The sequence below is a fragment of the Saccharopolyspora sp. MMCC62 genome, from assembly GCF_057736575.1.
This window is the reverse complement of record NZ_JBYKCM010000002.1, coordinates 438,826-451,398: the sequence shown is the minus strand read 5'-3', so window position 1 is coordinate 451,398 and position 12,573 is coordinate 438,826. Positions and strand designations below refer to the sequence as shown.

Sequence of the window (12,573 nt, the reverse complement as noted above, 5' to 3'; positions counted from 1 at the left end):
CCCCAGATGGTCGCCGTCTCGGGGTTGCCGTGGACGAGGACGAGCGGAGTGCGCGGCACGGAGCCACCTCTCAGTTACTTGTTGTCTGACACGCATCAACGTAGCACAAGCTTGTTGAGCAACACGCAAGTTCGCACTAGGCTCCGGTGCATGGCCACGACCCGCCGCACCCAGCAGGAACGCCGAGACCAGGCCGAGAGCGCACTGCTGACGGCCGCCGCCGAACTGGTCGTCGAGCAGGGGGTCCGTTCGCTCACCCTGGCGCGAGTCGGGGAACGCGCCGGCTACAGCCGCGGCATCGTCACGCACCACTTCGGTGGCAAGCAGGCGCTGGTGGAGCGCCTCGCGCGGGCCACGCAGGCCGCGTTCGTGTCCGGCCGCGACGACCTGCCGCCCGGACCGGACCGCGTCCTGCGGCTGATCGACGACTACCTCGGCGGACTCGCTCGCCTCGACGTGTCCAACCAGGCCTTCATACTGCTGTGGGTCGAGGCCGCCACGCAGCCCGACTTGGCCCCGGTCTTCCGCGAGCGCGATGCCGCCTTCCGCGCCGACCTGCGCGACGACGTCGCGGCGGGCATCGCGGACGGCGTCGTCGACTCCGGCTTGGAACCCGAGGACGTCGCGATCGCCGTGGTCGGGCAGCTGCGCGGGATCGCGCTGCAGCTGCTGCTGGACCGTCGCGGTGTCGACGTCGACCAGGTGCGGCGCAGCGTCACCGGCTACTGGCGCCAGGTCCTGGCCCCGAAACCCGCCGGCCGCGCGGATCAGGAGGGGCGCTGAGCCCCGTCCTCCGGAAACGGCGAAGGCCCAGGCTCGGCGGGGAAATCCTGCCGCTGAGCTGGGCCTTCGTGGAAGAGAGCGGATGACGGGAATCGAACCCGCGTATTCAGCTTGGGAAGCTGATGTTCTACCATTGAACTACATCCGCACTCGCCGTCTCCGGCGCGGCCAACTCTAGCACGGCGGGCGGCCGAAGATCGCCAGGGGTCCGCCGGATACGCTTGCCCCTGTGCTGCTGAGTGACCGGGACCTGCGTAAAGAGCTGGACGAAGGACGACTCGAACTCGATCCGTTCGACGTCGCCATGATCCAGCCGTCCAGCATCGACGTGCGGTTGGACCGCTTCTTCCGGGTCTTCGACAACTCGAAGTACACCCACATCGATCCCTCGCAGCAGCAGGACGAGCTGACCTCGCCGGTCGAGGTCACCGGCGAAGATCCGTTCGTGCTGCACCCGGGCGAGTTCGTGCTCGGCTCCACCTTCGAAGGGGTGCGGCTGCCGGACGACCTGGCCGGCCGGTTGGAGGGCAAGTCCTCGCTGGGACGGCTCGGGCTGCTCACGCACTCCACCGCCGGGTTCATCGACCCCGGGTTCACCGGGCACATCACCCTCGAACTGTCGAACGTGGCGAACCTGCCGATCACGCTGTGGCCGGGCATGAAGATCGGGCAGCTGTGCCTGTTCCGGCTCTCCAGCCCCGCCGAGCACCCGTACGGCACGACGCGCGCGGGCTCCCGGTACCAGGGGCAGCGGGGGCCGACGCCGTCGCGCGCGCACCTGAACTTCCAGCGGGTCGACACCCGCCGCTGAGCCTCCGGCCGAGCCGCCCGCCCGCCTCGAAAATCCGGGTGGAATGTCCTGTTGTTCCAGGTGGGAGCACCTGTCCGGCAACGTTGCGTGCGCACGTAATTACCACGGGACCGATTCAGTCGCCACGGTGAGCATCCTCACCCTGAATCGAGGAAGAAAAAGGGTGGTTCAGACCCTAAAGTCCCCAGAGCCCGGCGCTCTCCCCAGGTGTGCAGCGAGGCAGACCGGCGAGCGGGCACAGGAGAACTCGATGTCGGTTACGCAGTCGCGCGACCCCGGTGCCTCGACCGGGCACCTGGGGCACGTCGTGATGATCGCGAGCGCGGCGGCGCTCGGCGGATTCCTCTTCGGCTACGACACTTCCGTGATCAACGGTGGGGTCGACGCCATCCAGGGCTACTTCCAGGTCGGTTCCGCGATGACGGGGCTGGTCGTCTCCTCGGCGCTGCTGGGGTCGGCGGTCGGCGCGGGCATCGCCGGTGGGCTGGCCGACCGGATCGGTCGCATCCGGGTCATGCAGATCGCGGCGGTGCTGTTCGTGATCAGCGCGATCGCCTCGGCCGTGCCCTTCGCCATCTGGGACCTGGCGATCTGGCGGATCGTCGGCGGCATCGCCATCGGCATCGCGTCGGTGATCGCGCCCGCCTACATCGCGGAGGTCGCGCCCGCCGCGTACCGCGGGCGGTTGACCTCGTTGCAGCAGTTGGCGATCGTGCTCGGCATCGCGCTGTCCCAGCTGGTCAACTACGGGCTGGCGGAGGCCGCCGGTGGCAGCGCCTCCAACGAGCTGGGGCCGCTGCAGGCCTGGCAGTGGATGCTCGGCGTCGCGGCGGTGCCCGCGCTGGTGTACCTGGTGCTGGCCTCGATGATCCCGGAGTCGCCGCGCTACCTGGTGGCCGAAGGCCGCGACGACAAGGCCCGCGAGGTCCTCGCCAAGATCGAGCCCGGTGACGTGGACGGGAAGATCTCCGAGATCCGCCGGGTGCTCGGCGAGCGCAAGCCGCGGTTCTCGGACCTGCGCGGCGGGTTCGGCGTGCTGCCGATCGTGTGGGTCGGCATGGCGATCGCCGCGCTGCAGCAGTTCGTCGGCATTAACGTGATCTTCTACTACTCCTCGTCGCTGTGGCAGTCCGTCGGCATCGAGGAGAGCAGCTCGCTGCTGCTGAGCCTGTTCACCTCGATCGTGAACATCATCGGCACGTTCATCGCCATCGCGCTGGTCGACAAGATCGGCCGGAAGCCGCTGCTGGTCATCGGTTCCATCGGAATGGCGATCTCGCTGGCGGTCACCGGTTGGGCGTTCAGCTTCGCGCAGGTCGTCGGCGAGGACGCGGTGCTGCCGTCGAGCTGGGGCGTGGTCGCGCTGATCTCGGCGAGCGCGTTCGTGCTGTTCTTCGCCGCCTCGTGGGGCGTGGTGCTGTGGGTGCTGCTCGGCGAGATGTTCCCGCCGCGCATCCGCGCCGCCGCGCTGGCTGTCGGCACCATGGCGAACTGGGTGGCGAACTGGCTGGTCACGGTGAGCTTCCCGAGCCTGCGGGACTGGAACCTGCCCGCGACGTACTTCATGTACGCGGCGTTCGCGCTGATCTCGCTGGTGTTCGTGCTCCGCTACCTCAAGGAGACGAACGGCCGTTCCCTGGAGGAGATGGGCAGCTGACCGCTCCCCTCCACCGTCGAAGGCGCCCCGGGTGTTCCCGGGGCGCCTTTTCGCGTTCCCATCCCGAGATCTTCACCGGTCGACGCCCGCAGTGTTCGCGTACTGTGTACCGTACAGAGTACGCAAATGGGGAGGCGCTGGTGGAGACGTTCCGCATCCAGGTTCCGCAGGAGGAGCTCGACGATCTCGACCGCAGGCTGGCGCACGTCCGCTGGCCGGACGAGGTCGCGGGCACCGGCTGGCGCCACGGGCCGCCCGTCGCCTACCTGCGCGAGCTCGTCGAGCACTGGCGGCACCGCTACGACTGGCGCGCCCAGGAGGCGCTGCTCAACGCGCACCCGCAGGCCACCACCGAGATCGACGGGCAGCGCGTGCACTTCCTGCACGTCCGCTCCCCCGAGCCGGACGCGCTGCCGCTGCTGCTCACGCACGGCTGGCCCAGCTCGATCGCCGAGTACCTCGACGTGATCGGCCCGCTCACCGATCCGCGCGCGCACGGCGGCGACCCGGCGCAGGCCTTCCACCTGGTCATCCCATCCCCGCCCGGCTACGGGTTCTCCGGGCCCACCACCGAGTTCGGCTGGGGAGCGGAGCGCATCGCGCGGGCGTGGATCGAGCTGATGCACCGCCTCGGCTACCGGCGCTACGGGGTGCAGGGCGGCGACTGGGGGACCTGGATCTCCCGCGAGGTCGCGCTGCGCGCCCCGGACCGGGTCGTCGGCGTGCACACCAACGGGATGATCACCTTCCCCACCGGCGCGCCCGGCGAGATGGACGAGCTCACCGAAGCCGACCACGCGCGGATGGCGTCGTGGCAGCGGTACACCTCCGAGCTGTACGGCTACAAGCTGATCCAGTCCACCAAACCGGCGGCGCTCGCCTTCTCGCTGGCGGACTCGCCGGTGGGGCAGCTGGCGTGGATCGTCGGCGTGCTCAAGGAGTGGACCGACTGCGTCGAGTCCCCCGACGAGGCGCTCGGCGTCGACCGGATGCTGACCACGGTGATGCTGTACTGGCTGACCGGCACCGCGCACTCGGCGGCGCGGTCCTTCGTCGAGACCCCCGACAGCGCCGAGCACGCCGAAGCCGAAGGCGCGCTGGACGCGCTGGAGGTCGGCCGCGTCCCGCACGGCGTCGCGGTGTTCCCGAAGGACGTGCTCGCCCCCGTGCGCCCGTTCGCGGAACGCCTCAACAACATCGTGCGCTGGACCGAGCACGACCGCGGCGGCACCTTCCCCGCCGCCGAAGTCCCGGACCTGTTCACGGCCGACGTCCGCGAGTTCTTCACCTCCCTGCCCCGCTGACCGCCCCGCCCGCCCGACACGAGCCTGCTGCCGCCGAGTGAACGGACCGTTCGTCCAACGGGATTGGGCGAACGGTCCGTTCACTCCAACCGCTCTCGCCGCGCTGAGGGCGAAGCGACGCCGATAAGCGAGTGAACGGACCGTTCGTCCAGTGGGATTGGGCAAACGGTCCGTTCACTCGGGAGCGGTGCGGGTGGGGTGGGTTCAGAGGTAGACGAGGGCGAGGTCGTAGAGCGGGCCGAAGCGTTGGGCGGCGCGGCGCGCCGAGCCGAAGGTGGCGACCCGGCTCTTGCCGCCCGCGCGCAAGTAGAGGACGGCGTGGCCGTCCGGCAGTTCCATGCCCCAGAAGTGGACCTGCTCGGGGTCGGGTTCCTCGGTGTCGGGGTCGATCTCGGCCAGGCCGAACAACTTCGCGCGTGCCATGGGGTGCTCCTCCCGATCAGCGGACAACTCGGGAACCACTGTCCACACGGGACTCGCGTGCCTCCGGTGCGCAGGTGTGGATCACCGGATTCGGGAATCCCGCTGCCGGAATCCCGCTGCGATCATGGTGGCGGCATCGAAGCCCGCCCGGGAGGTCCGGTGGCCCGCACCAGTCCCACGTTCCGCCGGCGACGGCTCGCGCGCACCATCAAGCGGCTGCGCGAGCAGGCCGGGATGACCCAGGACCGGGCCGCGATCGAGCTGGACATGTCCAAGAGCGCGTTGAGCCGCAAGGAGACCGGCGAAACCGCGGCCACCGTGCACGAGGTGCGCTCGATGATGGACCTCTACGACGGCTACGACCCCGATGTCCTCGAACTCGCCCGTGCCGCCAAGCAGAAGGGCTGGTGGCGGGCGTACGGAGTGGAAGATCGTGGCTATGTCGACTTAGAGACCGAGGCGTCGCACGTCCGCGAGCTCTCCCTCATGTACATCCCCGGCCTCCTCCAAACCGAGGACTACATGCGGGCGATCTTCGTTTCCCAGCGGCGTGACCAGGCGAAGCGCTGCACGGAGGACGACATCGCGGTGCGGTTGATCCGGCAGCAACGGCTGGACGACGACGACTTTCCGGTGTCGCTCACCGCTCTCGTGGACGAAGCGGCGTTGCGGAGGCCGATCGGCGGGGCTCAGGTGATGGGTGAGCAGCTCAAGCACGTGGTGGACCTGATCGATCGCACCGACTCGGTCGACGTTCGAATCCTCGCGCAAAGCGACAGGCCGCACGCTGGGATGGAAGGGGCCTTCACCCTCCTCGTTTTCCCCGACCCACAGGACTGCGACGTGCTGTTCGTCGCCTATGCGGCCGGTGCTGTGCACGTTGAAAAGGAGACTGAGGTCAGAGAAGCTGGACTCGTGTTCGATCAGCTGTCCGCCGGAGCGCTCTCAGCCGAAGCATCCAGGGAGTTGATCGGACGAGCTGCTGACGCGTTCTTGGGTGACTCGAACGAAGCGAGGCCAGATGTACTCGATTGATCTGACGGCAGTCTCCTGGCGGAAGAGCAGCCGCAGCGGAAATGGCTCAGGAAACGCGTGCGTCGAAGTCGCTTCCACGCAGGCAATTTGGCGAAAGAGCAGCCGCTCTGGTGGTGGTACTGGGAACAACTGCGTCGAGGTCGCCTTCGCCGGGCCTGCGGTGGCGGTGCGGGACTCGAAGGAGCCCGCCGGCCCCGCCCTCGCCTTCTCCGCGAAGGCGTGGAGTGCGTTCCTCCGGCGCTTGCCGCACTGAGCCCGCCGCCTCGCGGGATCAGTCCTCCACCAACCAGCCGGGTCGAAGGACAACGGGAACGGGACCTCGGCCTCGAACGGCGGCGCCTTGGCGTGCACCTGGCATCCAGCGTCGCCCGAGCGCAGCGACACGACCTCGGCTCGATCCCGCAAGCGTTGTCGAGCCGAGCACTCGAACCTGGGAACGAATGCTGGTCACCGCGCGTGCTCGGCGGTTCGGAAGTATCCCCGTTCTCGCGATTAGGACCACCGGGTCGGGTGGCAGATCGAGGTGGAGCGCGCTGAGTCGACCTTCACCCCGTAGGACTGAAATCGGCGATCGACACAGCTCGGCGCCACACCCACAGGACGACGGAGAGGTAGTCATGCAGCTCTCGAAGTTCGCGAAGACCGCAGCCACCGCCGGAATCATGCTCGGCCTGAGCGCCCTCGCCGCCCCCGCGGCGCTCGCCGACGGGTACGTCACCAACAACCAGGACGGCACCAACGTGGGAGTGCACCACAGCGGGGTGAACGGCAACGGTGCGGGCAATGACAGCAGCAAGGCCGGCTGGCACAAGGGCATGCCGGTGAGCGACTTCGTCGCCGGGAAGATCGCCGGCTGACCTCGCGCACCGCGAGATCCGGTCGCGGACCCCGCCACCTCACCGGGGTCGGACCGAACGGAGAAGGGGCAGGCCCGCCACGGGCCTGCCCCTTCTGCTCGGTGCGGGTCAGTTCTCGGACTTGTCCTGGTCCGGGAGGGGGGTGCCGGTCGGTTCGGCGTCGGTGGGGACGTCGGCCTTGCCGTTGGCTTCGGCTTCGCCGCCGGTCTCCGCGCCGCCGGTCTCCGCGGGGTCGTCGGCGACCGGGGCGGAGGCGCCGTCGCCGCCGCGCTTGACCGAGGAGAGCAGCAGCTGCGCGACGTCGATGATCTCGACGCTCTCCGAAGCCGCCCCTTCGTTCTGGCGGGCGGTGAGACCGTCGTTGAGCATCACGCGGCAGAACGGGCAGCCGGTGGCGATCTTCTGGGGCGCGGTGCCCAGCGCCTCGTCGACGCGCTCCACGTTGATGCGCTTGCCGGTCTTCTCCTCCATCCACATGCGGGCGCCGCCAGCGCCGCAGCACATCGAGCGGTCGCCGTGCCGCGGCATTTCGCGGAAGTTCGCGCCGGAGGCCCCGACCAGGTCGCGCGGCGGCGTGTAGACCTTGTTGTGGCGGCCCAGGTAGCAGGGGTCGTGGTAGGTGACGTCCTCGGCGACCGGGGCGACCGGGACGAGGCGCTTCTCCCGCACCAGCTTGTTCAGCAGCTGGGTGTGGTGCACGACCTCGAAGTTCCCGCCGAGCTGCGAGTACTCGTTGGCGAGGCTGTTGAAGCAGTGCGCGCAGGTCGCGACGATCTTGCGCTTGCCGGGCTCGCGGCCCTCGAACACCGAGTTCAGCACCTCGACGTTCTGCTGGGCGAGCATCTGGAACAGGAACTCGTTGCCCGCGCGCCGCGCCGGGTCGCCGGTGCAGGTCTCCTCGCCGCCGAGCACGGTGTACTTCACCCCGGCCATGTGCAGCAGTTCGGCGACGGCGCGGGTGGTCTTCTTGGCGCGGTCCTCGAAGGCGCCGGCGCAGCCGACCCAGAACACGTACTCGGTGTCATCGGCGAGCTCACCGTCGAAGACCGGCACCTCGAAGTCCAGGTCCTCGGTCCAGTTCAGCCGGTCCTTGGAGTTCTGGCCCCACGGGTTGCCCTTGTTCTCCAGGTTCTTGAACATCCCGCCGAGCTCGGTGGGGAAGTTCGACTCGATCAGCACCTGGTAGCGGCGCATGTCGACGATGTGGTCGACGTGCTCGATGTCCACCGGGCACTGCTCGACGCAGGCGCCGCAGGAGGTGCAGGCCCACAGCACCTCGGGGTCGATGACGCCCATCTCCTCGGGGCCGCCGACCAGCGGGCGCTCCGCCTCGGCCAGCGCGAGCGCGTTGATGCCCGCGAGCTTCTCCTCGGCGCCGTCACCGGTGATGCCGACCTCGTCCCCGGCCATGTCCTTGCTGCCACCGGCGAGCAGGTACGGGGCCTTGGCGTAGGCGTGGTCGCGCAGCGAGGTGATCAGCAGCTTCGGCGACAGCGGCTTCGCGGTGTTCCAGGCGGGGCACTGGGACTGGCAGCGACCGCACTCGGTGCAGGTCGTGAAGTCCAGCCAGCCCTTCCACTTGAAGTCCTCGACCTTGCCGACGCCGAACACGTCCTCGTCGGGGTCGGCCTCTTCGAAGTCGAGCTCCTTGCCGCCGGACATCATCGGCTGCAGCGCGCCCAGCGCCCGGCCGTCGCCGACCTCGCGCTTGAAGTAGATGTTGAAGAACGCGGTGAAGCGGTGCCAGGCCACGCCCATCGTGATGTTCGAGGCGATCACGATCACCCAGATCATCGCGGACAGGATCTTGAAGCCGGCGAAGATCGAGATCGCGGCGGTGCTGGACGGGAGGATGCCGCCGAGCGCGTAGGTCAGCGGCGAGGACCAGAACGGCGCCTCGAACAGCCCGGAGGCCTGCTTGAACGCCCGCAGGCCCATGATCCCGAAGCCTTCGAGGACCACGACGGCCTCGACGAAGTAGGCCTGCCCGAAGTTGGAGCCCTCGAACCGGGACACCCGGTCCGCGCGCCGCGGGTGGTTCAGCTGGCGCACCCCGATCAGCCAGAACCCGCCGAGCACCGTGGTGATGCCCAGCAGTTCGACGATCAGGTTCCACGGGCCGAACCAGCTCAGCAGCGGGGTCTCGAAGGTCGGCACGAAGACCTCGAAGTAGGCCTCCAGCACGCTCAGGCTCAGGCCGCCGAAGCCGACCATCACGAACCAGTGCGCGACGCCGACGTGGCCGAACTTGAGCATCTTGGTGTGGCCCAAGATCTCCTTGACCATGTTGCCGAACCTCGCCCCGAACGGGCCGCGCCTGGTCGGGTCCGGTTGTCCGAGGCGAATGGACGAGATCATCCGCCGCACGGTCTTGACGACCATGACCACCGCGACGGCCGTCACGGCCAGGCAGATCAGGCCCAGGACCAGCTGCAGAGCACCCATGCTCGCGGCCTCCATGTTCGGGGGTTGTCCGTTTGAGGAGCGTACGCCTTATTACCGATCGGTAACCAGCGGGGCTCCGGCGTGGTGGGAACGGGGTGATTCTGCGCAACCCCCTGCCGAAAAACTAGTTGGGCGATCGTGCAGCTTTGCGCTCGGGGGGATGTTCGCCGTGGTGGCGGCCACGGCGTAACGGCACCGAGTGCCGCGTTCTCGCTGCTGAGTGCACCATCCCGGGTCGCATCGGCGCCACCGCCGCGCCGCGGACCCCGCCGCACGACGCCCGATGCGGACGAGTGCGACGTTCACCACTTACTCCCGAACCGGCCGGCGTTCGATCGACACGAGCTCCCGGACGTCCGCCGCCGCGTAGCCTGAGAGCTCTCGGACGAGCGGCGATCGGACGTCGCGACGTCATCGAGCCGTGGGGGAACACGATGGACGACGCCGAGTACCCCGCCCTGCGCGTGTCCGACGCCGACCGCGACCAGGTCGCCGAGCGGCTGCGGGCGGCCTTCGACGAGGGCCGGCTGGGCCTCGCCGAGTACGACGAGCGGGTACGCGACGCCTACGCGGCCGTCACCAGGGCCGATCTGGTGCCGCTCACCGCGGACCTGCCCGCCGCCGAGCCCGCCGCCGCGCCACCGGCCAAGCGGTTCCGCGTGCCGCCGATCTCCAAGGAGTGGCGGGACTGGGGGCGGACCGCGGTCCTGCTGGTCGGGATCTGGCTCGTGATCTCGCTGGCCGGCGGCGGGCCGATCTTCTTCTTCCCGATCTTCCCGCTGGGCATCTGGGCCATCGCGCTCGTCTCGCAGGCGTTGTTCGGGAAGGACGACGAGGACTCCGACGAGGACGGCGGCTCCGGCGACGAGGACGGCGACGAGCCGGACGCGCGCCGGTCGGAGCGCTGAACGGACCTGCCGCGGACGGCCGGAGCGGGCGTAACCTGCCGGAGAAAGAACTAGGGCATCTGTTCAGCTTTCTCCGAGGGGGGACCGGGTGGCGTACCTGCTGCTGGCGTTGGCGATCTGCTCCGAAGTGATCGGCACCGTCTCGCTGAAGTTCTCCGAGGGGTTCAGCAAGCCGCTGCCCTCGGTGCTGGTCGTGCTCGGCTACGGCGCCGCGTTCGCCGCGCTCGGGTTGGTGCTCAAGGCGGGGCTGCCGGTCGGCGTGGTGTACGCGATCTGGTCCGGCGCGGGCGTCGCGCTGATCGCGCTCATCGGCGTCGCCTTCCTCGGCGAGAGCATCACCGCGGTGCAGCTCGGCGGGCTCGCGCTGATCATCGGCGGGGTGCTGGCGCTGGAGCTGGGCGGCGCGCATTGACCGCCGAGACCGACGGCCGCCGCGCCAAGGGCGAACGCCGCAGGCGCGCCATCCTCGACGCCACCCTCCGGGTCGTCGAACGCGACGGCATCGCGGGGACCAGCCACCGCGCCATCGCCCGCGAGGCGGGCGTCCCGGCGGCCTCCATCTCCTACTACTTCGCCGGGATCGACGAACTGCTGGTCGCGACGCTGCTGGAGAGCGTCGACCTGCTCGTCGCCGACATCGGCCGGATGCGCGCCCGCACCCCGCCGGACGCGGGCGCGTGGGCGCGGACCATCGCGGAGAACCTCGCGCTGCTGGTCGACGGCAGGCGGGCGCGGACCATCGCCGAGTACGAGCTGTACCTGCTCGCCGCCCGCAGGCCCGCGCTGCGCCCGGCCGCCCGCCGGTGGATCGAGGTCGCCGCCGGGCAGGCCGACCGGCGGCTCGACGTGCCTCCGGAGCTGGTCACGGCGTTCTTCGCGGCGGTGGACGGGCTGCTGATGCAGGCGCTGATCGCCGACGAGCCGCCCGGCGCCGCGGACTTCGAGCCGGTGCTGCGCTTCCTGCTCCGGCCACTGGGCGCCGAGGTGCGCTGAACCCGGTCGCTCCGACGCCGGTCGCCGGTTCCGGTCGCTGCTGGTCCCGATCCCTCGCCCCGATCGCCGTCGGTCCTGACCGCCGTCGGCTCCGACAGCTGCCGAGCCCGGTCGCACTCGGTCCGGATCCCCTGGTCCTGATCGCCGCCGCCCTCGACCGCCCCTGGTCCCGGCCACCGCTGACGTCGGTCGCGTCCGCTGACCGGGCGACACCTCGGCGATCGCCCGTCCGGGGACGGCCCGCGGTCGTTACCGTGCGGGCGGAGCGGGAGGTGCATGGTGCGAACGGGTCTCGCGGCCGCCGGAGCGGCCTGCCTGCTGGTGGCCGGGCTGGTCATCGGCTGCGACCGGGTCGAGCGGACCGGCGGCTGGAGCGGGCACGGCGGCGAGGTGAACTGGGGCGGCGTGCACGTCCACCAAGGCGACGGCGACCGGGGCGACGGGGGCGACCGGGGCGACGGCGACCGCGGCGAGCGGTCCGAGGTCATCGCCGAGCTGCCCGGCATCACCGCCGTGCACCTCGACCGCACCGACGGCGACGTGGTGGTCCGGCACGTGGCCGGCGGGCGCGGCGAGGTGCGCGAACGGTCCCGCGACCGGCCCGCGGGCGCCGAGCCGCTGCACCGCGTCGAGGACGGCGTGCTCGTGCTGCCGGGCTGCCCGGACGACTGCTCGGTCGACTACGAGGTGGACCTCCCCGCGGCCGTCCCGGTCGACGGCACCGGCGCGGCGGGCGCGGTGGAGGTCGACGGCATGGCCGCCGCGCAGGTCGAGGCGGGCGCGGGCGAAGTGCGGATCTCCGGCGTGCCCGGCCCGGTGCGGGTGCGCAGCGGCGCGGGCGGCATCGAGCTGCACGAGCTCGGCGGCGACGTCGAGGTGTCCACCGGGACCGGTCGGATCGACGGCGAGGGGCTCGCCGGCGGGACCGTGGTGGCCGACGCGCGGACCGGCTCCATCGACCTCGAGCTGACCGCGCCGCGCGCGGTGCGGGCCGAGACCGGGACCGGCACCGTCGAACTGGAGGTGCCGGACGGCGCGTACCGGGTCGACGCGCGCGCGGGGCTCGGTTCGGCGGATGTCGAGGTGCCCACCGATCCGGGCTCGCCGCGGCGGCTCGAACTGCGCTCCGGGACCGGTTCGGTCCGCGTCTCCGCCGGTTGACGGCGGGCCTCCGCCGCGCCGACTCCGGTCCCGGCCGCCGAACGAAGGAGTCCCGGCCGCCGGACGGAATGGTCCCGGCTCATCACCGGAGTGGTCTCGGCTCATCACCGGAGGGGCTCGGCCGCGGGCGAGGGGGCGTGACCCGGATCTCGGCGGCCCGCCGGGAACTTCCGCCGCAGCTCAGGCGTTGTCCAGG

13 protein-coding genes and 1 tRNA gene are annotated in these 12,573 nt (G+C 70.4%); 11 read left to right on the top strand and 3 right to left on the bottom strand.

Going from position 1 to position 12,573, the window contains the following annotated elements; genetic code table 11:
* Window positions 1-150: 150 nt before the first annotated feature.
* Window positions 151-783, top strand: coding sequence for a TetR/AcrR family transcriptional regulator (locus AC29IT_RS06310; RefSeq protein WP_488218114.1), 633 nt, complete (start codon window positions 151-153; stop codon window positions 781-783).
* Window positions 784-860: 77 nt separating this feature from the next.
* Here the strand turns inward: AC29IT_RS06310 and AC29IT_RS06305 are convergent.
* Window positions 861-931, bottom strand: a tRNA-Gly gene (locus AC29IT_RS06305).
* A gap of 81 nt (window positions 932-1,012) precedes the next feature.
* Here AC29IT_RS06305 and dcd point away from each other — a divergent pair.
* From dcd to AC29IT_RS06290, 3 genes are all read left to right on the top strand, one after another.
* Entirely contained in the window at window positions 1,013-1,594 is a 582-nt protein-coding gene (dcd, locus tag AC29IT_RS06300) for a dCTP deaminase (protein WP_358437389.1), read from the top strand.
* Window positions 1,595-1,844: 250 nt separating this feature from the next.
* The gene (locus AC29IT_RS06295; RefSeq protein ID WP_488218113.1) at window positions 1,845-3,251 is read left to right on the top strand and encodes a sugar porter family MFS transporter; all 1,407 of its coding nucleotides are present in this window, start codon (window positions 1,845-1,847) and stop codon (window positions 3,249-3,251) included.
* 140 nt (window positions 3,252-3,391) lie between these two features.
* Window positions 3,392-4,555 (top strand): epoxide hydrolase family protein, encoded by a 1,164-nt coding sequence (locus tag AC29IT_RS06290; protein ID WP_488218112.1) that lies wholly within the window; start codon window positions 3,392-3,394, stop codon window positions 4,553-4,555.
* A 204-nt stretch (window positions 4,556-4,759) separates the two neighbouring features.
* On the opposite strand, the gene AC29IT_RS06285 is transcribed toward AC29IT_RS06290, so the two are convergent.
* Complete coding sequence (locus AC29IT_RS06285) at window positions 4,760-4,978, bottom strand: hypothetical protein (protein WP_358437397.1); 219 nt, start codon at window positions 4,976-4,978, stop codon at window positions 4,760-4,762.
* 159 nt (window positions 4,979-5,137) lie between these two features.
* On the opposite strand from AC29IT_RS06285, the gene AC29IT_RS06280 reads away from it, so the two are divergent.
* From AC29IT_RS06280 to AC29IT_RS06270, 3 genes are all read left to right on the top strand, one after another.
* Window positions 5,138-6,013, top strand: coding sequence for a helix-turn-helix domain-containing protein (locus AC29IT_RS06280; protein WP_488218111.1), 876 nt, complete (start codon window positions 5,138-5,140; stop codon window positions 6,011-6,013).
* A complete protein-coding gene (locus AC29IT_RS06275; RefSeq protein ID WP_488218110.1) occupies window positions 6,000-6,266 on the top strand; it encodes a DUF397 domain-containing protein in 267 nt (88 codons plus the stop codon). Before AC29IT_RS06280 ends, AC29IT_RS06275 begins: the two co-directional genes overlap by 14 nt.
* A gap of 364 nt (window positions 6,267-6,630) precedes the next feature.
* Window positions 6,631-6,870, top strand: a complete 240-nt coding sequence (locus AC29IT_RS06270; RefSeq protein WP_358437405.1) for a hypothetical protein — start codon at window positions 6,631-6,633, stop codon at window positions 6,868-6,870.
* Between the two features lie 108 nt (window positions 6,871-6,978).
* Here AC29IT_RS06270 and AC29IT_RS06265 read toward each other — a convergent pair whose 3' ends face one another.
* Window positions 6,979-9,315 carry a (Fe-S)-binding protein gene (locus AC29IT_RS06265; RefSeq protein WP_488218109.1) on the bottom strand — a complete coding sequence of 779 codons (2,337 nt, stop codon included), beginning with the start codon at window positions 9,313-9,315 and terminating at the stop codon, window positions 6,979-6,981.
* Between the two features lie 434 nt (window positions 9,316-9,749).
* Between AC29IT_RS06265 and AC29IT_RS06260 the strand changes: the two genes are divergently transcribed.
* The 4 genes from AC29IT_RS06260 (at window position 9,750) to AC29IT_RS06245 (ending at window position 12,377) form a co-directional block, all read left to right on the top strand.
* Window positions 9,750-10,223, top strand: coding sequence for a DUF1707 SHOCT-like domain-containing protein (locus AC29IT_RS06260; RefSeq protein WP_488218108.1), 474 nt, complete (start codon window positions 9,750-9,752; stop codon window positions 10,221-10,223).
* An 88-nt stretch (window positions 10,224-10,311) separates the two neighbouring features.
* Window positions 10,312-10,635, top strand: coding sequence for a DMT family transporter (locus tag AC29IT_RS06255; protein WP_358437417.1), 324 nt, complete (start codon window positions 10,312-10,314; stop codon window positions 10,633-10,635).
* Window positions 10,632-11,216: a TetR/AcrR family transcriptional regulator gene (locus tag AC29IT_RS06250; protein WP_358437420.1), complete on the top strand. Its 585-nt coding sequence runs from the start codon at window positions 10,632-10,634 to the stop codon at window positions 11,214-11,216. Before AC29IT_RS06255 ends, AC29IT_RS06250 begins: the two co-directional genes overlap by 4 nt.
* Window positions 11,217-11,492: 276 nt before the next feature.
* Window positions 11,493-12,377, top strand: coding sequence for a DUF4097 family beta strand repeat-containing protein (locus AC29IT_RS06245; RefSeq protein ID WP_358437423.1), 885 nt, complete (start codon window positions 11,493-11,495; stop codon window positions 12,375-12,377).
* The last annotated feature ends 196 nt before the right edge of the window (window positions 12,378-12,573 follow it).